The 22,432-nt window shown below is 75.8% G+C and carries 16 protein-coding genes and 1 pseudogene; 16 read left to right on the plus strand and 1 reads right to left on the minus strand.

All coding sequences use genetic code 11. The features are described from left to right. Positions 1–224 precede the first annotated feature (224 nt). The 7 genes and pseudogenes from ssd to ACFV1L_RS06640 form a co-directional block, all read left to right on the plus strand. The gene (gene ssd, locus ACFV1L_RS06610; RefSeq protein ID WP_380363493.1) at positions 225–1,325 is read left to right on the plus strand and encodes a septum site-determining protein Ssd; all 1,101 of its coding nucleotides are present in this window, start codon (positions 225–227) and stop codon (positions 1,323–1,325) included. Positions 1,326–1,334: 9 nt separating this feature from the next. After that, positions 1,335–2,867, plus strand: coding sequence for a TadA family conjugal transfer-associated ATPase (locus tag ACFV1L_RS06615; RefSeq protein ID WP_380363495.1), 1,533 nt, complete (start codon positions 1,335–1,337; stop codon positions 2,865–2,867). Positions 2,868–2,985: 118 nt separating this feature from the next. After that, complete coding sequence (locus tag ACFV1L_RS06620; RefSeq protein WP_380363497.1) at positions 2,986–4,104, plus strand: type II secretion system F family protein; 1,119 nt, start codon at positions 2,986–2,988, stop codon at positions 4,102–4,104. A 137-nt stretch (positions 4,105–4,241) separates the two neighbouring features. After that, the gene (locus ACFV1L_RS06625; protein ID WP_380363498.1) at positions 4,242–5,039 is read left to right on the plus strand and encodes a type II secretion system F family protein; all 798 of its coding nucleotides are present in this window, start codon (positions 4,242–4,244) and stop codon (positions 5,037–5,039) included. 146 nt (positions 5,040–5,185) lie between these two features. Further along, on the plus strand, positions 5,186–5,437 hold the full coding sequence (locus tag ACFV1L_RS06630) for a DUF4244 domain-containing protein (RefSeq protein ID WP_380363500.1): 252 nt from the start codon (positions 5,186–5,188) through the stop codon (positions 5,435–5,437). A 37-nt stretch (positions 5,438–5,474) separates the two neighbouring features. Continuing rightward, positions 5,475–5,813, plus strand: a complete 339-nt coding sequence (locus ACFV1L_RS06635; RefSeq protein ID WP_380363502.1) for a TadE family type IV pilus minor pilin — start codon at positions 5,475–5,477, stop codon at positions 5,811–5,813. Positions 5,814–5,861: 48 nt separating this feature from the next. After that, a pseudogene (locus tag ACFV1L_RS06640) lies at positions 5,862–6,236 on the plus strand (Rv3654c family TadE-like protein); the annotation flags it as partial. A 60-nt stretch (positions 6,237–6,296) separates the two neighbouring features. Here the strand turns inward: ACFV1L_RS06640 and ACFV1L_RS06645 are convergent. Next, the gene (locus ACFV1L_RS06645; RefSeq protein WP_380363504.1) at positions 6,297–8,663 is read right to left on the minus strand and encodes a DEAD/DEAH box helicase; all 2,367 of its coding nucleotides are present in this window, start codon (positions 8,661–8,663) and stop codon (positions 6,297–6,299) included. 222 nt (positions 8,664–8,885) lie between these two features. On the opposite strand from ACFV1L_RS06645, the gene bldG reads away from it, so the two are divergent. The 9 genes from bldG to ACFV1L_RS06690 all read left to right on the plus strand — a co-directional run bounded on the left by bldG (position 8,886) and on the right by ACFV1L_RS06690 (position 22,280). Next, complete coding sequence (gene bldG, locus ACFV1L_RS06650) at positions 8,886–9,227, plus strand: anti-sigma factor antagonist BldG (RefSeq protein ID WP_014136695.1); 342 nt, start codon at positions 8,886–8,888, stop codon at positions 9,225–9,227. A gap of 155 nt (positions 9,228–9,382) precedes the next feature. Continuing rightward, a complete protein-coding gene (locus ACFV1L_RS06655) occupies positions 9,383–9,793 on the plus strand; it encodes an ATP-binding protein (protein WP_380363506.1) in 411 nt (136 codons plus the stop codon). A gap of 236 nt (positions 9,794–10,029) precedes the next feature. Continuing rightward, a complete protein-coding gene (locus tag ACFV1L_RS06660) occupies positions 10,030–10,713 on the plus strand; it encodes a small secreted protein (RefSeq protein ID WP_380363508.1) in 684 nt (227 codons plus the stop codon). Between the two features lie 66 nt (positions 10,714–10,779). After that, positions 10,780–12,306, plus strand: coding sequence for a methyltransferase (locus ACFV1L_RS06665; protein WP_380363510.1), 1,527 nt, complete (start codon positions 10,780–10,782; stop codon positions 12,304–12,306). Positions 12,307–12,574: 268 nt separating this feature from the next. Next, positions 12,575–13,063, plus strand: a complete 489-nt coding sequence (locus tag ACFV1L_RS06670; RefSeq protein ID WP_380363512.1) for a DUF3592 domain-containing protein — start codon at positions 12,575–12,577, stop codon at positions 13,061–13,063. 459 nt (positions 13,064–13,522) lie between these two features. Beyond that, complete coding sequence (gene topA / locus ACFV1L_RS06675) at positions 13,523–16,399, plus strand: type I DNA topoisomerase (RefSeq protein ID WP_380363514.1); 2,877 nt, start codon at positions 13,523–13,525, stop codon at positions 16,397–16,399. Positions 16,400–16,477: 78 nt separating this feature from the next. After that, positions 16,478–19,660 (plus strand): dTMP kinase, encoded by a 3,183-nt coding sequence (tmk, locus tag ACFV1L_RS06680; protein ID WP_380363516.1) that lies wholly within the window; start codon positions 16,478–16,480, stop codon positions 19,658–19,660. A 161-nt stretch (positions 19,661–19,821) separates the two neighbouring features. Continuing rightward, entirely contained in the window at positions 19,822–21,027 is a 1,206-nt protein-coding gene (locus tag ACFV1L_RS06685; protein ID WP_380363518.1) for a DNA polymerase III subunit delta', read from the plus strand. A gap of 182 nt (positions 21,028–21,209) precedes the next feature. After that, positions 21,210–22,280 carry a hypothetical protein gene (locus ACFV1L_RS06690; protein WP_380363520.1) on the plus strand — a complete coding sequence of 357 codons (1,071 nt, stop codon included), beginning with the start codon at positions 21,210–21,212 and terminating at the stop codon, positions 22,278–22,280. Positions 22,281–22,432: the final 152 nt, after the last annotated feature.

Genomic DNA, 22,432 nt, shown 5'->3' on the forward strand with positions numbered 1-22,432 from the left:
CGAGTGTCATATCGGTATACCCGATCCGTCAATTCCGAACTGTTTCAGCCCCCGTCCGAGTGAGCCCGGTTATCCACAGGCTCGGGTTATCCACAGGCTTTGCTTACTCGGCTGACGCATTCCTCGCCGTCCCTCACCGTGGTGTCCGCGTCGCCGCGCCGACCCGACCGGGCCGTCGCGTCGGACGCGCCGTCAGACCGATCCCGCACCACGCGGAGGCCGCCTTGTCCGTCCCCCTCACCGACCCGCCCGCCGGGGCGCCCGAACCCCCGCCCGGGCCGCTGATCCTCACCGGCGACCAGAACCTCGCCGAACAGCTCACCCGCCTGTGCGCCGCCGCCGGAGCCGAACCACGGCTGCTCGGCGGCGCCCCACCGCCCGTCCGGCTGTGGGAGAGCGCCCCACTGGTGCTGGTCGGCGACGACCTCGCCGAACGGTGCGCGGGCCTGCCCCGCCGGCCCGGCGTGCTGCTGCTCGGGCTCGACCTCGACGACGGCGAGATCTGGGTCCGCGCCGTCCGGCTCGGCGCCGAGCACGTGCTGTTCCTGCCGGACGCACAGCCCTGGCTGCTCGACCGGATCGCCGACGCCACCGAGGGCGTCGGGCCGCCCGCGCTCACCGTCGCCGTGCTCGGCGGACGCGGCGGCGCGGGCGCCTCCACGCTGGCCTGCGCGCTCGCGGTCCGCGCCGCCCGGGCCGGGCACCGCACCATGCTGATCGACGGCGACCCGCTGGGCGGCGGACTCGACGTCCTGCTCGGCGCCGAACAGTCCGGCGGCCTGCGCTGGCCGGACCTGGCCGCCTCGCGCGGCCGGATCAGCGGCCACGAACTCGCCAAGGCACTGCCCGAGCCGCACCGGCTCAGCGCCCTGTCCTGGGACCGCTCCGACACCCTGACCATCCCCGCCGAAGCCATGCACAGCGTCCTGGCCGCCGCCCGCAGACGCGGCGGGCTGGTCGTCCTCGACCTGCCCCGCCACCTCGACGCGGCCGCCGCCCAGGCCCTCGAACAGGCCGACACCGGGCTGCTCGTGATCCCCGCCGAACTGCGCGCCCTGGCCGCGGCCGACCGGGTCGCCGCGGCCGTCCGGATACGGCTCGCCGACCTGAGAGCCGTCGTCCGCACCCCCGGCCCGTCCGGCCTCACCGCCGCCGACGTCGCCCGCGGGCTGCACCTGCGCCTGGCCGGGGAGCTCGCCCCTGAACCCGGCCTCGCACTGGACGCCGAACGCGGTGCCCCGCCCGGCCTGCGGGACGGCGGACCCCTCGCCCGCTTCTGCGGGCGATTCCTGACCGAAGCGATGCCGCCCGTCGTGGCGGCCTGAGGAGAAGCCATGACCCACCGCCTGCACGCCGTCGACACCCATCAGACCTGCGGGCGCCCCGCCGAACCGGGGCTCGCCCGGCGACCCGTCGCCCGGACCCACCGCCGCATCGCCGTACCCAGGGCCCGAGCCCTGCGCGGCGCTCCGCCCGGCCCCGCCGAGGAGATCGCACCGGACGAACCGGGCCCGCGCACCGGGCCGCCGGTGCGCTACCTGGTCCACCGGCAGACCCCGACGGCCCCCGAACGCGACGGTCCGCCGCCCGCCCCGCCGGAGGACGGGGCCGCCGAACTCGTCGACGCCGTCCGCATCCGGCTCGCCGAAGCGGGCGCCGCGCCCACCCCCGGCTCGGTCGCCGCCGCGCTGCGCGCCACCCGGCCACCGCTCGGCGGGGCCGACGTGCTCGACACCGTCCGCAGCCTGCGCGCCGAGATCGTCGGCGCCGGGCCGCTCGACCCGCTACTGGCGGAGAACGGCGTCACCGACGTCCTGGTCAACGGCCCCGACCAGGTCTGGATCGACCGCGGCAAGGGCCTCGAACGCGCCCCGCAGGTGCGCTTCCCGAACGCCGACGCCGTCCGTCGGCTCGCCCACCGGCTGGCCACCGTCGCCGGACGCCGTCTGGACGACGCCCGCCCCTGGGTGGACGCCCGACTGCCCGACGGCACCCGGCTGCACGCCGTCCTGCCGCCGATCGCCGCCGACTGCACCCACATCTCGCTGCGGACCTGCCGCAGCACGCCCTTCACCCTCGCCGAACTGGTGGCCGCCGGGGCGCTGCCCCCGTCCGGCGCCGACCTCCTCGCCGCCGCGCTCCGGGCCAGGCTCTCGCTGCTGATCTCCGGCGGAACCGGCAGCGGCAAGACCACCCTGCTCGCCGCCCTGCTCGGGCTCGTCCCGGTCAACGAACGCATCGTGCTGGCCGAGGACTCCGCCGAACTCCGGCCGGACCATCCGCACGTCGTCCGGCTCCAGTCCCGCCCGCCCAACCAGGAGTCGCTGGGCGAACTGACCCTGCGCGACCTGGTGCGGCAGGCGCTGCGGATGCGGCCCGACCGGCTGGTGGTCGGCGAGGTCCGCGGCGCCGAAGTGGTCGATCTGCTGGCCGCCCTCAACACCGGCCACGAAGGCGGATGCGGCACCGTCCACGCCAACACCGCGGCCGACGTGCCCGCCCGGCTGGAAGCCCTCGGTTCGCTCGCCGGACTCGACCGGCAGTCACTGCACAGCCAGCTCCGGGCCGGACTCGACGCCGTGGTCCACCTCGGCCGGGACCGCGCCGACGGCCGCCGCCGGGTCACCGGCCTGCACCTGCTGGTCGGCGACCCGGACGGACTGACCGCCACCACCGAAGCCGTCCGCTTCGACCGCGAAGGCCGCAGCCGGCCCGGTCCCGGCTGGGGCCGGCTGCGGGAGCTCTGCGCCGAACGAGGGGTCGAGCTGCCCCCTCACCCGGAGGCGGTCGAACGGCTCAACCCGCCCGAACAGGACGCGGGTTCGGTCGACGCTCCGGCCTGCGACCACCCGGCGGCAGCGTCATGACGCTCCGTCAGATCGAGTTCGGATGGGTGATCGCCCTCTGCGTGATCGGGGCAGCCGCCTGGCGGCTGCTGCGCTCCGGCACGAGGAGGTCGTGATGGCCGGGCTCGTGACAGCGCCCATGACGGCAGCGCTCGTGACGGCAGGGGAGTCCGGCGTCGCGGCGGCCGTGCCGTCGGCCGGCGTCGCCTGCGCGGCGACCCTGCTCGGCGCGTTGGCCGGCCTCGGCGGCGCGCTGTGCGCGGCGGCCTGGCTGGCCGGCGCCCGGCGCAGGCGGCGTGGCGGCGGCCGATTGCGGCGGGTGCTGAGCGGGCCCCGGGCACCGGACGACCGGCTCGCCCGGCTGCGGGCCGGATGGCGGCGACGGCGACCGCGCTGGCTGGTGCCCGAACTGCTGCTGCTCCCGGCCGGCATGGCGGCCGGGCGGAGCACCGCCTCGGTGCTCCCGCTGATCGGCGCGGCCTGCGCGGTGCTCCCGCTCCGCCGCTGGCGCGCCCGGTGCGCGGCGGGACGGGCGGCCCGACGGCGGGCCGCGGCAGTGATCGACCTGTGCGCCGGCCTGGCGGCCGAACTGCGCAGCGGCGCCACCCCCGAGCAGGCCATGCACTCCGTGGTCTCCCGGGCCGCCCCCGACTGGGCCCACCGCCTCGGTCCCGAGCCGACGGCCCGGTTGGCGGCGGGCCGCTACGGGGCGGACCTGCCCGCGGCGCTCCGGCAGGTGGCCGAACTGCCCGGCGGGGAGGGCGCGGCGGCGGTCGCGGCCTGCTGGCGGGTCAGCACCGAGAGCGGCACGGGGCTGGCGTTCGGCCTGGAACAGGTTGCGGACGCGCTGCGCGCCGAGCGGGCCCTCGCCGAGGAGATCGCGGGCGAACTCGCGGGCCCGCGCACCACCGTGATCGTGCTGGCCGCCCTGCCGGCTGTCGGCATGGGACTGGGAAGCGCCCTCGGCGCCCACCCGGTGCAGGTCCTGCTGCACACCCCTGCGGGCCTGCTCGCCCTGCTCGCCGGGGCGGCGCTGGAGACCGCCGGCATCCTCTGGACCGCCCGGATCGTCCGGGCCGCCGAGGACGCCCCGGCCCGGGCCGGGCCGGCGCGACCCGGGCATGTTCGGCCCCGTGAGGTCGGGGCTGAGGCTCCGGCGGGGTGTGGGATCTCCCGCTCCCGTCGGGACGGGTGGCTTGCGCCCGTGCCGTCCCTGACGGGAGATCAACTCGCTGCCCGGGCGGACCGGTGGGGCTGAACGGATGCTCCGGGCCGGTCCGGGTTCGCGGCGACCCACCCGACGGCGCGGGACGCCGCGCCGCTGCGCGGTGAACGGGCCGATTTCTGAACCGACTTCTGATCCGAGTTCGATGCGATGGAGGCGAGGTGGACGCGATGGCGATCCTGCTGCCGGTGGCCGCTGCGGGCCTGGCCGGCGAGGCGCTGGCGGCGATGCGGGGGCGGACGGTCCGGCGCCGGGCCGGGCGCTGCGTGCCGGCGGTGACGGCCGCTCCCGTGCGGGGTGCGCGGAGGAGCCGGGGCGACCGGGTCGGGGAGGCCGTGCGGCGGGTGGCCCGGTGGGCGGCAGGTGACCGGCCGGTGGCCGTGCTGCTCGGGGTGTCCGCCGCCGTCCTGGTCGGTGGCTGGGCGGGCCTGGCGGTTGGGCTTGCGGTCGGTTGGGGCGGGTGGCGGCTGCTGCCCAGGGTCCGGTCACCCGGAGAGCGCCGGCGGGCGGCGGAACAGGACTGGCTGGTCCGTCAACTGCCCTTGGCTGCCGACCTGCTGGCGGCCTGCCTCGGATCGAGCGGTTCCCCGGCCACGGCGGCCGCCGCCGTGGCGGACAGTGTGCCGTCGCCGATCCGGGACCGCCTCGCCGGTGTCGCTGCCCAGCTCTCCCTCGGGGCCTCCCCGGAGCGCTGCTGGGACCAACTGGCCGCCGACTGCCCGCCGATGGCTCCGCTCGCCCGCTGCCTGGCCCGCACCACCCTCAGCGGCGCCCCACCGGCCACCGCGCTCGTCGGCCTCGCCCACTCCCAACGGGCGGCAGCCGCCCGCGCGGCGCACGCGAGAGTCCGCCGGGCGGGTGTCATGGCGACCGCACCGCTCGGGCTGTGCTTCCTGCCCGCGTTCGTACTGATCGGCGTCGTGCCGGTGGTGATGGGCCTGACCAGCACCTTCTCCCAACGACTCTGAACCGCCGTCCCGTTCCGCCGAACGGCGACGTCCCGCCGCAGGGTGGCTCCGTCGAACGGCGGTTCCCACGGAACGTCCAGTCCTGCGGAAGCTCCACTCACAAGCAGCTTCCGCCCCTACGAAGGGAATTCACGAGGATGACCACGATGACAACCCCCTCCCTGCCCGTCCGGCCGAGGCCCGCGACGCGTGCCGTCCGCAGGTTCGGCGACTGGCTGCGTCACCGGTACCGGACGATGGCGGCGGGGCCGCCGGACGCCGGAATGAGCACCGCCGAGTACGCGATCGGCACGGTCGCGGCCTGCGCCTTCGCCGCGGTGCTCTACAAGGTGGTGACCAGCGGCACGGTCTCCGGCGCGCTGTCGGACGTCCTGGACCGGGCCCTGCATGCGGTCTGAGCGCCGGCCGGCTCGCGCCAGGGCGCCGGACTCGGGGATGGTCACCGCCGAGACGGCGGTGGCCCTGCCCGCCCTGGTGCTGCTCGCGGCCATGCTGATCTGGGGAGTGGTCGCCGCCGGGGCCCAGATCCGCTGCGTGGACGCGGCCCGGGCCGGTGCCCGGGCCGCCGCCCGCGGCGACGCCGATGCCGCGGCCGTCGCCGCGGCGGCCGCCCCGCACGGCGCGAAGGTCGCGGTCGCGCTGGACGCCGCCACCGCCCGCGTCACGGTCGAGGCCCCCTGTCCGGGCCCCGGCCGCCTCGCCGCCCTCCTGTCCGTCCGCCTCACCGCCACCGCGGTGAGCGCCCGGGAGGACGTGCTGACTGCCGACGGCTGAGATCCGAGAGCCGGAACCGGAGAGGAGGAACCCGAGAGGAGGAACACCGTGCACGAGCGAGACCACCGGCCCGCCGCGGCCACGGCCGCGGCACCCGACCGCGGGTCGGCGACGGTGTGGCTGGTCGCCCTGGGCCTGCTGGGAGTGGTGGTGTTCTCCGCCTGCCTGACGGTGGGCGGGGCAGTGGCTGCCCGCCACCGCGCAGAGTCGGCGGCGGACTTGGCAGCGCTGGCCGCCGCCGACCGGCTGCTGCTCGACCCGGACGGCGGGTGCGGCCGGGCCGCCGAGTTGACGCGGGCTCAGGGAGGCGGTGCCGAACTCCTCTCCTGCCGGGCCCTGCCGGACCAGGACGCGGTGGAGGTGGTGGTCCAGGTCCCCGTCCACGGCCTGTCCCTCCCGCTCGGCCCGGCCCGGGCCCGCTCCCGGGCCGGCCCCCTGTGGTCCTGGGGCGACAGCGCCTCCGAGGTCGCCGCCGACGGCCCGTCAAGCGTCCGCTTCCGTGCCGCTCTTCGCGGCGTCCCCGGGGTCGGGCCGTCCGGGCGCGTTGGCGAGGAGGACCGTGAGCAGGCGGATCGCGGCGGCCTTGTCCAGGGGTTCGTTCCCGTTGCCGCACTTCGGGGACTGGACGCAGGACGGGCACCCGCGGTCGCACTCGCAGGCGGCGATGGCGTCGCGGGTCGCGGTCAGCCACTCGACGGCGCGGCGGAAGCCGCGTTCGGCGAAGCCCGCGCCGCCGGAGTGGCCGTCGTAGACGAAGACGGTCGGCAGGCCGGTGTCGGGGTGCAGCGGGACGGAGACGCCGCCGATGTCCCAGCGGTCGCAGGTGGCGAACAGCGGAAGGAGGCCGATCGAGGCGTGCTCGGCGGCGTGGGCCGCGCCGGGGAGCTGGTCGAACGGGATGGTCGCGTCGAGGAGCTGGTCCTCGGTGACGGACCACCAGACGGCCCGGGTGCGCAGGGTGCGGGGCGGCAGGTCGAGCTTGCTCTCGCCGAGGATCTCACCGGTGGAGATCCGCTTGCGCAGATACCCGACGACCTGGTTCACCACCTCCACCGAGCCGAAGCTGAGCCGCGCCTCGCCCCAGTCCTCGGTGGTGTCGGTGGACAGGATCGAGATCGACGTGACGTCCCGCGCGGAGGTGGTGTACGGCGGATTGGCGGGGGAGACCAGCGCCACCGACGACTCCAGGTCGAACTCGCGAACCAGGTACGTGCGCCCCTGGTGCAGGTGGACGGCGCCGGTGTGCACGGTGGTGTGCGCGGCCTCGGCGTCCACGGTGCCGAGCAGCCGCCCGGTGTCGGCCTCGACGATCTGCACGGGGCTGCCGCCGCTGCCGCGCAGGTCGACGCCGTCCACGGCGCGCTCCCGGCGGGTCCAGTACCAGGAGCCGTCCGCCCGGCGGCGCAGCAGCCCGCGCTGCTCCAGCACCGGGAGCAGCGGCTCGCTGGACGGTCCGAAGAGCTCCAGGTCCGAGTCGGTGAGCGGGAGTTCGGCCGCGGCCGCGCACAGGTGCGGGGCCAGCACGTGCGGGTTGTCCGGATCGAGGACGGTCGCCTCCACCGGGGTGGCGAACAGCGCGTCGGGGTGGTGCACCAGATACGTGTCCAGCGGGTCGTCCCGGGCGATCAGCACCGACAGCGCGCCCTGCCCCTCACGCCCGGCCCGCCCGGCCTGCTGCCAGAGGGAGGCCCGGGTGCCGGGGTAGCCGGCCAGCAGCACGGCGTCCAGGCCGGAGACGTCCACGCCGAGTTCGAGGGCGGAGGTGGAGGCGAGACCGAGCAGCCGGCCGGTGTGAAGGTCGCGCTCCAGGGCGCGACGCTCCTCGGCCAGGTAGCCGCCGCGGTAGGCGGCGACCCGGGCGGCGAGCGGTTGGCCGAGCTGCTCCTGGGCCTGCAGGGCGACCAGCTCGGCGGCCCGGCGGGAACGGACGAAGACCACGGTCCGGGTGCCGTCGTGGACCAGGTCGGTGAGCAGGTAGCCGGCCTCGGCGGTGGCCGACCGGCGGACGGGCGCGCCGTGCTCGCCGACGTTCTCGGTCAACGGCGGCTCCCACAGCGCGAACACCAGCGGGCCGCGCGGCGAGCAGTCCTCGGTGACGGCCGTGGCCGGCAGGCCGGTGAGGCGCTGCGCCGTGACGGCCGGCTCGGCGGTGGTGGCCGAGGCCAGCAGGAAGGTCGGCGAAGCGCCGTACCGCGCGCACAGCCGCCGCAGCCGGCGCAGCACCTGGGCGACGTGCGAGCCGAACACACCGCGGTAGGTGTGGCACTCGTCGATCACCACGTACTTCAGCGCCTTCAGGAACGACGACCAGCGCGGGTGGGCCGGGAGTATGCCCCGGTGCAGCATGTCCGGGTTGGTCAGCACGTACGACGCGTACTGCCGCACCCACTCGCGCTCCTGCGGCGGCGTGTCGCCGTCGTACAGGGCCACCCGGACCCGGTCGGGGACGAGTTCGGCGGCCCGCCTGCGCTGGTCGGCGGCCAGCGCCTTGGTCGGGGCGAGGTACAGCGCGGTGGCGCCGCGTCCGTTGCGGGCCTCGGTGCCGGTGAGCAGGTCGCTCAGCACGGGGGCCAGATAGCCCAACGACTTGCCCGAGGCGGTACCGGTCGCGATCACCGTGGTCCGCCCGGCCGCGGCCAGGTCCATGGCCTCCGCCTGGTGCGCCCAGGGCAGCACCACGCCGAGCCCGGCGGCGGCCGCCACCACCTCCTGACGGATTCCCTCCGGCCAAGGGGCGTAGCGTGCCTCACGGGCGGGCAAGTGCTCCGTATGGGTGAGGCGGTCCGACCTGCCGCGCTCGGTGGAAAGGGTCGCGAGCAGGGCCTCGGGCTGGTGGTGACGGGGCGGCATGAGGACCCAGTGTGTCACCAGCGTGACGGAGAATCGCTGTTAACCATCGTGCGTCCATGGTCGCAAGTGGTTGAATGAAGTCCGTGACGGCCGCATGGCCGAGGGCCGCAACGCCGAGGCTCCGACCTGCCGGTTTGCCGCGCCCTGGGTGTGTGACCAAGCGGTCGCAGCCGCCGGGCTGAAGATCGCAATGACGTAGCAAGGCAAGGTGCTGGAGGTTCCGTGGACCTGTCCCTGTCGACCCGTACTGTCGGCGATCGCACGGTCGTCGAGGTTGGCGGCGAGATCGATGTGTACACCGCCCCCAAGCTGCGCGAGCAGCTTGTCGAGCTCGTCAACGACGGCAACTACCACTTGGTCGTGGACATGGAGGGCGTGGACTTCCTCGACTCCACCGGCCTCGGTGTGCTGGTCGGCGGCCTGAAGCGGGTGCGTGCGCACGAGGGTTCGCTGCGCCTGGTGTGCAACCAGGAGCGCATCCTGAAGATCTTCCGGATCACCGGCCTGACCAAGGTGTTCCCGATCCACAACTCGGTGGACGAGGCCGTCGCCGCGACCGACTGACGTCTCGTCGGTCCGCCGTTCCAACCGAATCTTCTCGATCGACCGCCGCCGGTCGGACGGGCGATGAGCCCTGCCCGGCCGGCGTGGTCGGTGTTCCCGCCTCCGCCGTACGGGCCGCCGCGCCCGGCGGTGGGGAGCAACCCCGGAGGGGAGACATGGCAACCGTCGAACTTCGATTCAGCGCACTTCCCGAGCACGTGCGCACCGCCCGACTGGTGGCCGCCGCGGTGGCCAGACGCGCCGGGGTGGACGAGTCGGTGCTCGACGAGTTGCGGCTCGCCGTGGGCGAGGCCTGCTCCCGCGCGGTGGCGCTGCACCAGCGCAACGGCGTGGACGGCGCCGTCCGGGTCGCGCTGACCGAGCAGGAGAAGCGCTTCCTCATCGAGGTCGCCGACGAAGCCGGCCCGGTCCACACCGGGGCCCCGGGCAGCGGTGCCGAGGACGACGACGCGCTCGGCCTCGCGGTCATCACCGGCCTGGTCGAGGACGTCGAGGTGGGCAACGGCGCCGATGGCGGCGTGATCCGGATGAGCTGGCCGGTGTCCCCGGCCTCCCTCACCGTCTGAGGCCCGCTCCCGCCCAGCCACTTCCGCCCCGCCGCCCGCGCGCGCCCCGGTGCGCCCGCCCGCGACTGCCCCGGCAGCGGCCGGCCGCGCCCCGCTCCCGCGTACCCGTGCTGGCGTACCCGGACTGAGCTGCGCGGATGCCGTCGGTCGCGGCCTTCCCGCCGGGCGGCGGCGGTCGGCCGTGTAGGTTCGCTGGTCGATGCCCGGACCGGGTGTCAGCGACCGAAAGGGCCCCGGTGAAGAAGCGACTGGTGACCGTCTCCGCGCTCGGCGCGCTGCTCGCGCTGGCCGCCGTCGGCTGCTCCGCCGACGACTCGGCGAAGCAGCTCGACGGCTGGGCGAAGAACGTCTGCGACGCCGCGCGGGACCCGATCGCGCAGTCCCGGGCCGCGCTCGCCGACACCGGGAACGTCAAGGACGGCGAGTCCCCCGTCGACCTGCAGAAGCGGCTGTCCGCCGACCTGGCGGCGCTGGCCACCACCAACCAGCAGCTGGCGGACGCGGTGCAGCAGGCCGGCGCGCCGAAGATCGACGACGGGGCGAAGGTCCAGCAGGACGCCGTCAACGAACTGAAGCAGGTCGCGCAGGGCTACCTGGACGCGCAGAAGAAGCTCGACGGCCTGACCAACGCCGATCAGGCCAAGTTCGCGGACGGCCTGCGCAGCGTCGGCGACCAGGTGCAGCGCCTGTCCCAGGTGTCAACCGGCGCGCTCGCCACGCTGCAGAGCGGCAACCTCGGCGACGCGATCAAGAAGCAGCCCGGCTGCAAGGCGGCCGCCGCCGGCGCGCCCGCCGCCGACCCGTCCGGCGGCACCCCGTCCGGTGCCGCCTCCCCGGGCGCGAACCCGGCCCCGTCGGGCGCCCCGTCGGCCGGCACTCCCGACCAGGGCGCCGGATCGCCCTCCCCGGCCAAGAGCTGATGCCCCGTCGGCCCGTCCACCGGTGCGGTGGACGGGCCGCACCGACGGACGGGGGAGAATGGCGGGGTGACGAACAGCCCCGTTCTTGATTCCGGCCGCACGGCGGAACTGCGGGAGGCGCTGCTGAAGGCCTCCTTCACCGCCGACGGATTGCTCGACCTGCTCGGCCCGACCGCGTACGCGGCGCTGGCCCGCAGCGAGGCCGTCCCGGCGCTGCGGGCGACCCGCGGCGACTCGCCGCTGGAGACCCTGGTGCGGCTGTTCCTGCTGCAGCAGCCCGTCCCGGAGGGCGCCGCCGCGGCCGCGCTGCCCGTCGAGGGCCTGCTGGCGGACGGCTGGCTGGTGCGGGACGGCGCCGAGCTGCGCGCCACCGTGGACGTGCGGCCGTACGCCGACGAGGTGGCCGGCCTGCCCAGCGCGGACGCCTGGGTGGTGTCCGACCTCGGCTGCGCCGTCGGCGGCGCGGGCGGCATCGGCTCCGGCCGCACCGACGCGGGCGTCGAGCGGCGCGACCTGGTACTCGGGGTGGGCGGCGCGTCCACCACGCTGGCCAACCTGACGGTGCGTCGCCCGGTGCGCGAGGTGCTCGACCTGGGATCCGGCTCCGGCGTGCAGGCGCTGCACGCGGCCCGGCACGCCCAGCGGGTCACCGCCACCGACCTCAACCCGCGCGCCCTGCACTTCACCCGGCTGACCGCCGCGCTGTCCGGCTTCGACAACGTGACCACTGCCGAGGGCAGCCTGTACGAGCCGATCGGCGAGCGCCGTTTCGACCTGATCGTCTCCAACCCGCCGTTCGTGATCTCCCCGGCGGGCCGGTTCACCTACCGGGACGGCGGCCTGGCCGGCGACGAGCTGTGCCGCAGGGTGGTCCGCGGCGCCGCCGAGCACCTGGAGCCCGGCGGCTACTGCCACCTGCTGGCGAACTGGCAGCACGTCAAGGGCGAGGACTGGCGCGACCGGCTGGCCGGCTGGGTCGCCGGTACCGGCCTGGACGCCTGGGTGGTGCAGCGCGAGGTGCAGGACGTCGCCCAGTACGCGGAGCTGTGGCTGCGCGACGGCGGCGACCACCGCGGCGACGACTACCGGGCCCGGTACGAGGAGTGGCTGGACAGCTTCGAGGCGGCCGGTGTGGAGGCCGTCGGCTTCGGCTGGATCACCCTGCGGGCCTCCGGCGCCGCCGACCCGTTGGTGCGGATCGAGGAGTGGCCGCACCCGGTCGAGCAGCCGCTCGGCCCGCACATCGAGGAGTGGTTCGCCCGCCAGGACTTCCTGCGCGCCCACGACGACGCGGGCCTGCTGGCCGCCCGCTACCTGCTCGCCGACGAGGTGGTGCAGGAGCAGATCGGCGCGCCCGGCTCCGAGGACCCCGAGCACGTGGTGCTCCGCCACAACCGGGGCATGCGGCGCGCCACCAAGGTCGACACCGTCGGTGCGGGCTTCGTCGGCGTCTGCGACGGCACGCTGGCCGCCGGGGAGATCGTCGACGCGATCGCCCAGTTGCTCGGCGAGGACGCGGCGCAGCTGCGGGCCCGGGTGCCCGAGTCGCTGCGGCTGCTCACCGAGCAGGGGTTCGTCGAACCGGTCCGCTGACCGGTGCCCCGCGCGGCGGTGACATTGGTCACCAGGGCCCCTGCCCGCCGCCGGCCCGTCCGCCGGACCCGGTGACCCGGGCGGCCCGGCGGCGTTGGACACGGCGGGCGGCGTGACCTCGCACCGCCCGCCGGTCCGGCGATCCCGCGGCCCCGTTCACCGGGCCGTTCCCCGGGCGTGGCCCGCCGGACGCCGGGTGGCCGCCGCGGGTTGTCCACCGGCTGCCAGGGTGCTGTCCACAGGCTGTGGGCAGTGCGGGGAGGACCGGGTGGAGACGCCGACGACACTGGCGGGCGGGGCGGTGCTGACGGCCTTCGGGAGCGCGCTGCTGCTGTGGTGCGCCGTCGAACTGCGCCTTCGCCACCATCTGCGCCGGTACGGCGTGGCCGCCACCGCCCAGGTCGTCGCGGACCGCGACCGCACCGACGCGATGGACAGCAGCCCGCTGCTCTCCTACCCCGTGGACACCGTCGGCGGGCCGGTCGACGCCGGACTCGGCACCGTCCACGAACTCCGCCCCGACCCGGTGGGCCGGCTGGTGCTGTCCCGCCCGCGCGGGCACACCCCGCTGCGCCGCCCGCTCCGGCTGGCCCCCGGCGCGGCCGTCCAGGTCGCCTACGACCCGCGGCGGCCCGACCGGGTGGTGCTGGCCGCGCACGAGGAGATGCCCTCGCTGCCCGCCGACCTGTTCTGGGCCCTGCTCGGCACCTCGGCCCTGGCGGGCGGCCTGACCCTGCTCGCCCTCGCCCTGCGCTGACCCCGACGCCCGGCCGTCCGCCGGGGCTCTCGACGCCCGGCCGTCCGCAGGGGCTCCCGATCCCGACCGTCCGCGGCAGCCGGAGCCGTCCGCCGCACAACCCGGCAGGAAAGCCCCGCAGGAAGCCCGACAGGACCGGCCGGTGGGACGGACCGCCGGCGCGGCCGCATCCGCTCGGGTCCGTCCGCGTTCGCCGGGGGCAGTCGCCCCGGAGCGGGGCGGACGGCACCGCTCCGTTCTTCTCCGGTGCCGTCGGCGGAGGCCCGCTGCCCGGGAAAGACATGCCCGAACAGCGGCCATCGGGTTACCGTTCGAGTGGCGTCGGTCGGCCTTGCCGGTGAAAAAGCGGCATCCGTCCGTTTGACAAGGGTGGCCAGGGTACGGTCACACTCCGCTGGTGGGACCGTCGCGTGCGACTGCCCAGGAGCTTTGGTAAACGACCGGGAGAGAAGAGCGAAGGTGTCCCCGAGCAGCGAGACCGCGCACGGCAAGCGACTCGTCATCGTCGAGTCGCCGGCCAAGGCCAAGACGATCAAGGGCTACCTCGGGCCCGGCTACATCGTCGAGGCCAGTGTCGGTCACATCCGCGACCTGCCCGGTACGGCCGCCGAGGTCCCGGACGAGTACACCGGCGAGGTGCGCCGGCTCGGGGTCGACGTCGATCACGACTTCGCCCCGATCTACGTGGTCAACCCGGACAAGAAGTCCCAGGTCACCAAGCTGAAGTCGCTGCTCAAGGAGTCCGACGAGCTCTTCCTCGCCACCGATGAGGACCGCGAGGGCGAGGCCATCGCGTGGCACCTGCAGGAAGTGCTGAAGCCCAAGGTGCCGGTGCACCGGATGGTCTTCCACGAGATCACCAAGGACGCCATCCAGGAGGCCGTGCGCAACCCGCGCCACCTGAACAAGCGCCTGGTCGACGCGCAGGAGACCCGCCGCATCCTGGACCGCCTCTACGGCTACGAGGTCTCCCCGGTGCTGTGGAAGAAGGTCATGCCGAAGCTTTCGGCGGGCCGCGTCCAGTCGGTCGCCACCCGTCTGGTGGTCGAGCGCGAGCGCGAGCGGATCGCCTTCACCTCCGCCTCCTACTGGGACCTGGTCGGCACCTTCGGCACCGGCCGCACCGCCGCCGACGCGGCCAACCCGGAGTCCTTCGGTGCCCGCCTGGTCACCGTCGACGGCAAGCGCGTCGCCACCGGCCGCGACTTCGGCCCCGACGGCCGGCTGAAGTCCGCCGCGAACACGCTGCACCTGGACGAGCAGGCCGCCCGCGCGCTGGCCGCCGCGCTGGAGCAGACCGCGTTCAGCGTCCGCAGCGTCGAGTCCAAGCCGTACCGCCGCTCGCCGTACGCGCCGTTCCGCACCACCACGCTGCAGCAGGAGGCCAGCCGCAAGCTGGGCTTCGGCGCCAAGCGGACCATGCAGGTCGCGCAGAAGCTGTACGAGAACGGCTTCATCACCTACATGCGCACCGACTCGACCACGCTGTCGGAGACCGCGGTGGCCGCCGCGCGCGCCCAGGTGACCCAGCTCTACGGGGCCGACTACCTGCCGGACGCGCCGCGCACCTACGCCTCCAAGGTGAAGAACGCGCAGGAGGCGCACGAGGCGATCCGCCCGTCCGGCGACCGGTTCCGCACGCCCGCCGAGACCGGGCTGAGCGGCGACGACTTCCGCCTGTACGAGCTGATCTGGATGCGCACCGTCGCCTCCCAGATGAAGGACGCGGTCGGCCAGTCCGTCACCGTCAAGGTCGGCGGCCGCTCCGCGGACGGCCGCGACGCCGAGTTCTCCGCGTCCGGCAAGATCATCACCTTCCACGGCTTCCTGAAGGCCTACGTCGAGGGCGCCGACGACCCGAACGCCGAGCTCGACGACCGCGAGCGCCGGCTGCCCCAGGTCGCCGAGGGCGACCCGCTGGCCGCCGAGCGGCTCACCCCGGAGGGCCACGCCACCAAGCCGCCGGCCCGCTACACCGAGGCCTCGCTGGTCAAGGAGCTGGAAGACCGCGAGATCGGCCGCCCGTCCACGTACGCGTCGATCATCGACACGATCATCAACCGCAAGTACGTGTTCAAGAAGGGCACCGCCCTGGTGCCGTCCTTCCTCTCGTTCGCCGTGGTCAACCTGCTGGAGAAGCACTTCGGCCGGCTCGTCGACTACGACTTCACCGCGCGGATGGAGGACGACCTCGACCGGATCGCCGCCGGCCAGGCCGAGTCCGTGCCGTGGCTCAAGCGCTTCTACTTCGGCGAGGGCGAGGCCACCGGAGCCGCCGTCGGCGCCGCCGACGCGGGCAACGGCGACGGCGACCACCTCGGCGGCCTGAAGGAGCTCGTCACCGACCTCGGCGCGATCGACGCCCGCGAGATCAGCTCCTTCCCGGTCGGCGACGGCATCGTGCTCCGGGTCGGCCGCTACGGCCCGTACGTGGAGCGCCCCGCCGCCGTCGAGGGCGAGACCGGCCAGCGCGCCGACGTCCCCGACGAGCTGCCGCCGGACGAGCTGACCGTCGAACTCGCCGAGGAACTGCTCGCCAAGCCCAGCGGCGAGCGCGAGCTCGGCACCGACCCGGTCAGCGGCAACCCGCTGGTCGCCAAGGCCGGCCGGTACGGCCCGTACGTCACCGAGGTGCTGCCCGAGGGCACGCCGAAGACCGGCAAGAACGCCGTCAAGCCGCGCACCGCCTCGCTGTTCAAGTCCATGGACCTGGACACCGTGACGCTGGAGGACGCGCTGCGCCTGCTCTCGCTGCCCCGGGTGGTCGGCACCGACCCCGAGGGCAACGAGATCACCGCGCAGAACGGCCGCTACGGCCCGTACCTCAAGCGCGGCACCGACTCCCGGTCGCTGACCAGCGAGGACCAGCTGCTCAGCATCACCCTGGACGAGGCGCTGGCGATCTACGCCCAGCCCAAGCAGCGCGGCCGGGCCGCCGCCGCGGCCCCGCTGAAGGAGCTCGGCAACGACCCGGTCAGCGAGAAGCCGGTGGTGGTCAAGGACGGCCGGTTCGGCCCGTACGTCACCGACGGGGAGACCAACGCGACGCTCCGCAAGGACGACGACGTGGAGACCATCACCCCGGAGCGGGCGTTCGAGCTGCTCGCCGAGAAGCGCGCCCGCGGACCGGTGAAGAAGGCGGCCAAGAAGGCCCCGGCGAAGAAGACCGCCACGGCCGCCAAGAAGACCACCGCGGCCAAGAAGACGGCGGCGAAGAAGACCGCGGCGGCCAAGACCACCGCCGCGGCGAAGAAGACGGCGGCCAAGAAGACCACCGCCAAGACCGCCGCCGCGAAGAAGACCGCGACCGCCGAGAGCGCATCCGAGGAGAGCTGACGGACACTCCGTAACGGGCCTGTTCGAATCCGGGCGGGCCCGTTAAGGTCGGGGCCGCGCACTCGCTACGCTGACCGTATGACGAGCGAGGAGCTGCCCCCCACCGCACGCACCGACGCCCGCGGCCTCCCCGAGGTCGCCCCCGCCGGGACACCCGGTGAACGGGCCCGTGCGCTGCTCCGGCTGCGGCCCTACCGCAAACTGTGGACCACCCAGCTGCTCGGCGGCACCGCCGACCGGCTGTCGCTGCTGGTGCTGGTACCGCTCACCGTGGTCGCCGCCGCCCTCGGCGGGCAGTTCGGGCACGGCTACCGCTCGCTCGCACTCGCCGTCGCCGCCCTGTTCGCGGCCCGGCTGATCGCCTCCGGCCTGTTCGGCGCCGCCCTGCTCGGCCCCGTGCACGCCCTGGTCGGCGGCCGGATCGACCGCCGCTGGAGCCTGCTCGGCGCCGACCTGGCCCGCGCCCTGCTGATCGGCCTCGCCCCCTGGTGGGTGGTCTGGTCGCCCGGCTCCGCGACCTGGCTGCTGCTCGGCTCGGTGTTCCTGGCCGGCGCCGCCGAACGCGTCTGGACGATCGGCAAGGCCGCCGCCGTACCCGCCCTGCTGGCCGTCCCCGAGCAGCCGGGCCCGCCCTCCGCCGCCTCGCTCGACGCCGTCCGCACCCTCGACCTGCGCACCGGCTGGGCCGCGCTGCCGCTGGCCGCCACCGGACTGGTCGCGCTCACCCTGCTCAACAACGTGCTCGCCGCGGTCGGCCTGCACTGGCTGCGCGACCACCAGGTCACCGCCGCCGCGCTCGGCACCGCCGCCCTGTTCGTCGTCAACGCCGCGCTGCTGTACTTCCAGGAGCTGCCCGCCGGCGCGAACGCCGCGCCGCGCTCCCCGCTGCAGGGCCTGCGCGCGCCCACCGACGCGACCCCCGGGCCGTCCCTGAAGAAGGGCCGCACCGGCTCCGCCCCCTACTTCACCTTCTCGATCGCCGCCGCCTACGCCTCGATGGCCGGCGTCGCCGCGCTCGGACTGCTCACCGCCGCCGAGCACCTGGCCGGCCCGATCGGCTACGGCCTGCTGGTGCTGGCCGCCGCCGGCGCGCCCGCCGTCGGCATCCGGCTCAGCCGCGCCACCCTCCCCGGCCTGTCCCGCCGCCGGCTGCTCGCCCTCGGCCTGGTCACCGCGGGCGTCGCGCTGATCCTCGCCGGACTGGTCCTCGACTTCGTCCTGGTGCTGCTGTTCACCGTGCTGGCCGGCCTCGCCGCCGGCGTGGTCATCGCCACCGGACGCGGACTGCTCGCCCAGGAGATCGAGGAGATCCGCCTCGGCAAGGTCACCGAGCACCTGTACGCCGTGCTGCGGGTCGTCGTCGCCGTCGCCCTGGTCGGCATGCCGCTGCTGGCCGCCGCCTACGGCGAGGTCTCGCTCGGCGAGGTCCGCACCGGCGGCTTCACCTTCATCCACGGCGGCGCCGCGCTCGCCGTCTCCACCGCCGGACTGCTCACCCTGGTGCTCGCCGCCGTCGTCCTGCTGAAGACCGACGACCAGCGCGGCGTGGTCCCGTTCGGCCGCGAGCTCGCCCAGGCCGTCCGTGGCGGCGCCGAGGTCGCGCCGCACCGGGTCGCCGGCAAGGGCTACTTCATCGCGCTGGAGGGCGGCGACGGCGCCGGCAAGTCCACCCAGGCCCAGGCCCTCGCCGAGTGGATCCGCGCCAAGGGCCACGAGGTCGTCGTCACCCGCGAGCCCGGCGGCTCCCCGATCGGACAGCGGCTGCGCGCCCTCGTCCTGGACGTCGGCAACACCGGCCTGTCGCACCGCGCCGAGGCGCTGATCTACGCCGCCGACCGGGCCGAGCACGTCGAGAACGTCATCCGGCCGGCGCTGGAGCGCGGGGCCGTCGTCATCACCGACCGGTACATGGACTCATCCATCGCCTACCAGGGCGCCGGCCGCGACCTCGCCGCCACCGAGGTCGCCCGGATCTCCCGCTGGGCCACCGGCGGACTGGTGCCCGACCTGACCGTCGTCCTCGACGTCGACCCGAACGCCGCCCGCGACCGCTTCACCGAGGCGCTCGACCGGCTGGAGGCCGAGCCCACCGAGTTCCACCAGCGGGTCCGCTCCGGGTTCCTCGCGCTGGCCGCCGCCGACCCCGCCCGCTACCTGGTCGTCGACGGCAGCCAGGCGCCCGCCGCCGTCACCACCGCCATCCGCCACCGGCTCGACCGCGAGCTGCCGCTCTCCGACCAGGAGAAGGCCGCCAAGGCCGACCAGGAACGCAAGGCCCGCGAAGAGGCCGCCCGGAAGGCCGCCGAGGCGGAAGCCGCCCGCAAGGCCGCCGAGGAGGCCGAGCGCAAGCGCCTCGCCCTGCTGGAGGAACTGCGCGCCGAGCAGGCCGAGAAGGACCGCCTCGCCGCCGAGGAGGCCGCCCGCGCCGAGGCCGAGGCCGCCCGCAAGGCCGCCGAGGAAGCCCGCCTCGCCGCCGAGGCCGAAGCCGCCCGCAGGGCCGAGGAGGAGGCCGAGCGACGGGCCGCCGAGCAGGCCCGCCTCGCCGCCGAGGCGGAGGCCGCCCGCAAGGCCGCCGCCGAGGAGGCCGCCCGCGCCGAACTCCAGCGCCAGCGCGACCTGCAGCGCGAGGAGCAGCGGCGCCGCGCCGAGGAGGCGCTCCAGCGCGCCGAGGCCGCCCGGACGGCCGCGGAGGCCGCCGCCGCCGAGACGGCCCGCAAGGCCGCCGCCGAGACGGCCCGCAAGGACGCCGCCGACGAGACCGCGGTGCTTCCCCGGATCGAGGAGCCCGCCGCCGACGAGACCGCGGTGCTTCCCCGGATCGAGGAGCCCGCCGCCGAGTCCGACGGCGAGACCACCCGCGAGCTGCCGAAGCCCGTGGTCGACCGGACCGCCGTGCTGCCGAAGATCGAGGACGCCGAGACCGCGGTGCTGCCCAGGGCCGAACCTGCGGCCCCCGAGCCCGCCGCGCCCGAGCCGGCTGCACCCAAGCCCGCCGCGCCCGAGGCCGCTGCGCCGGAAGCCGGGCCGGCGGCCGGGCAGGTGCCGCCCGGGCTGTTCCGCGACGAGGACGACTCGTCCCGCACCCGCGAACTGCGCCCCCGGCCGGACTGGGCGGAGGAGACTCCGCTCGACGACCTGCCCAGCCTGACCGACAGCCTGCTCGGCTCCCGGGAGGAGTGGGCCCGCTGGGAGGCCGAGGGCCCGGAGCCGACCGCCCAGGACGAGCAGCCGAAGCGCGGCTGGCGGCGCCGCAAGGACTGACCGCCCGCCGCCGCGGGACGGATCGAGCAGGGGCGCGGGGAGCCGCGCGGCGCAGGACCGGCCGCACCGCTCCCCGCGCCCCTGGCCGCTTCCGGCGGCGACGCCGGGCTGTCCCCGTACGGCGTTAGGCTCGACGGGTCGGTGACGAGGAGGAGCGCGGCGTGAGTGTGTGGGACGACCTGGTCGGCCAGGACCGGGTGGTCGAACAGTTGCAGGCGGCCGCGCGGGCGGCCCGGGCGGCCGTGCAGGCGGGCCGCGGGGAGGCCCCCGGGGGCAACGCCTCGCTGATGACGCACGCCTGGCTGTTCACCGGCCCGCCCGGTGCCGGGCAGGTGACGGCGGCGCGGGCGTTCGCGGCGGCGCTGCAGTGCACCAGCCCCGACCTCGAACTGGGCGGCACACCCGGCTGCGGCTTCTGCGACGGCTGCCACACCGTGCTGTCCGGCAGCCACGCCGACGTGAAGCAGGTCCGCACCGACGGCCTGTCCATCGGCGTCGGCGACATGCGCGACCTGGTGCTGCGGGCCTCCAGCTACCCGACCGGCGGCCGCTGGTCGGTGATCCTGGTGGACGCCGCCCACCGGCTCACCGAAGCCGCCGCCAACGCTCTGCTGAAGGGCGTCGAAGAGCCGTCGCCGCGCACCGTGTGGCTGCTCTGCGCCCCGTCCGTGCAGGACGTGCTGCCGACCATCCGCTCCCGCTGCCGGCTGCTGGTGCTGCGCACACCGCCCGCCGAGGCGGTCGCCGACATGCTGATCCGGCGGGACGGCGTGGAGCCGGAGGCCGCCCGGGTCGCCGCACTGGCCGGGCAGGGCGACATCGACCGCTCCCGGCGGCTCGCCGTCGACGAGCAGGCCCGGGCGCGCCGCGCCGAGGTGCTCCGGATCCCGCTCGAGGTCGCCGACCTGGGCGGCTGCCTCGCCGCCGCACAGCGCCTGGTCGACACCGCGAAGGCCGACGCCGAGGCGCTCGCCGAGACCCAGGACGCCAAGGAGACCGACGACCTGCGGGCCGCGTACGGCGCGGCCGAGGGCAGCCGGGCGCCGCGCGGCATGGCCGGCGCGGTGAAGGAACTGGAGAAGCGGCAGAAGAGCCGGGCCACCCGGACCCGCCGGGAGACGCTGAACGTGGCCCTCGGTGACCTGCTGGGCTTCTACCGGGACGTGCTGGCCGTGCAGCTGGGCGCGGGCGGGGCGCTGGCCAACGAGGACCAGCGGCCGGCCGTGCAGCGGGTGGCCGGCGAGGGCGGCGCGGAGAACACGCTGCGCCGAATGGAGGCGGTGCTGGCCTGCCGGCGGGCCCTGGACCGGAACGTGGACCCGCTGCTGGCGGTCGAGGCGATGACCGTGGCGCTGCGGGCGGGCTGAACCGCCGGCCCCGCCCGGGCCGGTCGGGGCCGAGCGCCCCGAGCACGGTCGCCGTTCGCTCGTTCGAGTGAACGTGGGGAGACGCCCGTACCGCCCGGCGGCCTCGGGGCGCGCGGTCTTGCACCCTGTGCACTGGTCACGCGCTCGCGTCCGGCCGTCCTTCCCCGAGGTGGTGCGTCCCCATGCCCCGATCGCTCCTCGTCCTGTTGTTGCTGGTGGCCGCGGTGGCGGGCAGCTGGTCGGCCCGGGCGGCGATGCTGCGCTGGCGGGACCTGCGGTCCGCGCAGACGTACGAGCTGGCGGCGGAGGTGCGTCCGGTGCTGGTCCGGGCGGGGGCGGCGGCGCTCTGCCTCACCTGCGTGAGCGCGCTCGGCGTGGCCGTGCTGCTGGGCGATCGGCCCGGGCGCGGCGCGGCCCGGCAGGCGGTGGCGGCCGTCGGCGCGGAGCAGCCCGTCCTCGCCGCGCCGCCCGAGCCCGTGCCCGCGTCGTCGGCGCCGCCGCCGGCGGTGCTGTTCGGCAGCGTGGCGCGTCCGGCGGGCGGCGAGCTGCTGCAGGGCCAGGTGCCCGGCCCGGACGGGCGGCCGCGCGCGGTGCGGGTCTGGCTGCCCGCCGAGTACGGCCAGGACGGGGCGGCCCGTTTCCCGGTGATCGTGCTGCACTCCGGAACGGCCGGGCGCACCGCCGACGAGGACCTGCCGGACGTGTTCGACGGCGTGGCCTCCGCCGTGCGGACCGGAAAGGCCCGCCCGTTCGTGCTGGTCGCCCCCGAGGCCCCGACCGGCACCGGCCACCCCTGCGAGCTGCTGGCCGCCGCCCCGCAGGCGGTCGCCGACGACGCGGCGCTGCGCGCGGCCGTCGGCACCGCCTTCCGCACCCTCCCGCCCGGCCCCGACAGCTGGGCGGTGCTCGGCGTCGACGGCGGTGCCCCGTGCGCGGCCGCGGCCGGCCTGACCCGCCCCGACCTGTACGGCGCGGCCGCCGCGGTGTCCGGCCAGTACGACGGGCGGGCGCTGGCGACGGCCGCGGGCGAGCTGCCGGCCGGTCCGTCGGCGCGGTTGCTGCTGGCGGCCGCGAAACGGGACGGCGACGGGCTGGCCTCGGCCCGGGCGGTGCAGTCGGCGCTGCGGGACGCCGGGGCGCGGGCCGAGGTGCGGATCTCCGACATCGTGCAGGACTACTCGGCGGACCGGGAGCGGCTGCGGCTGGTCCGGGTCGCGGTGCAGTACCTGGCGGAGCAGCTGCCGAAGCCCTGAGTCCGGGAGGCCGGTGGTGCACGACCGGGGCGGCCGGGCGACCGTCGTGCGGACGGCCGAAGCCGGCTGCGGTGTGATGATCGGCCGGGCGGAGTGGCGGGTGGGCACAGCCCGGGGAGCGGCGGTGCCGGCCGCTAGGCTCGGCCTTCCGG

The organism is Kitasatospora sp. NPDC059646 (assembly GCF_042734615.1).
Classification (GTDB): Bacteria; Actinomycetota; Actinomycetes; order Streptomycetales; family Streptomycetaceae; genus Kitasatospora.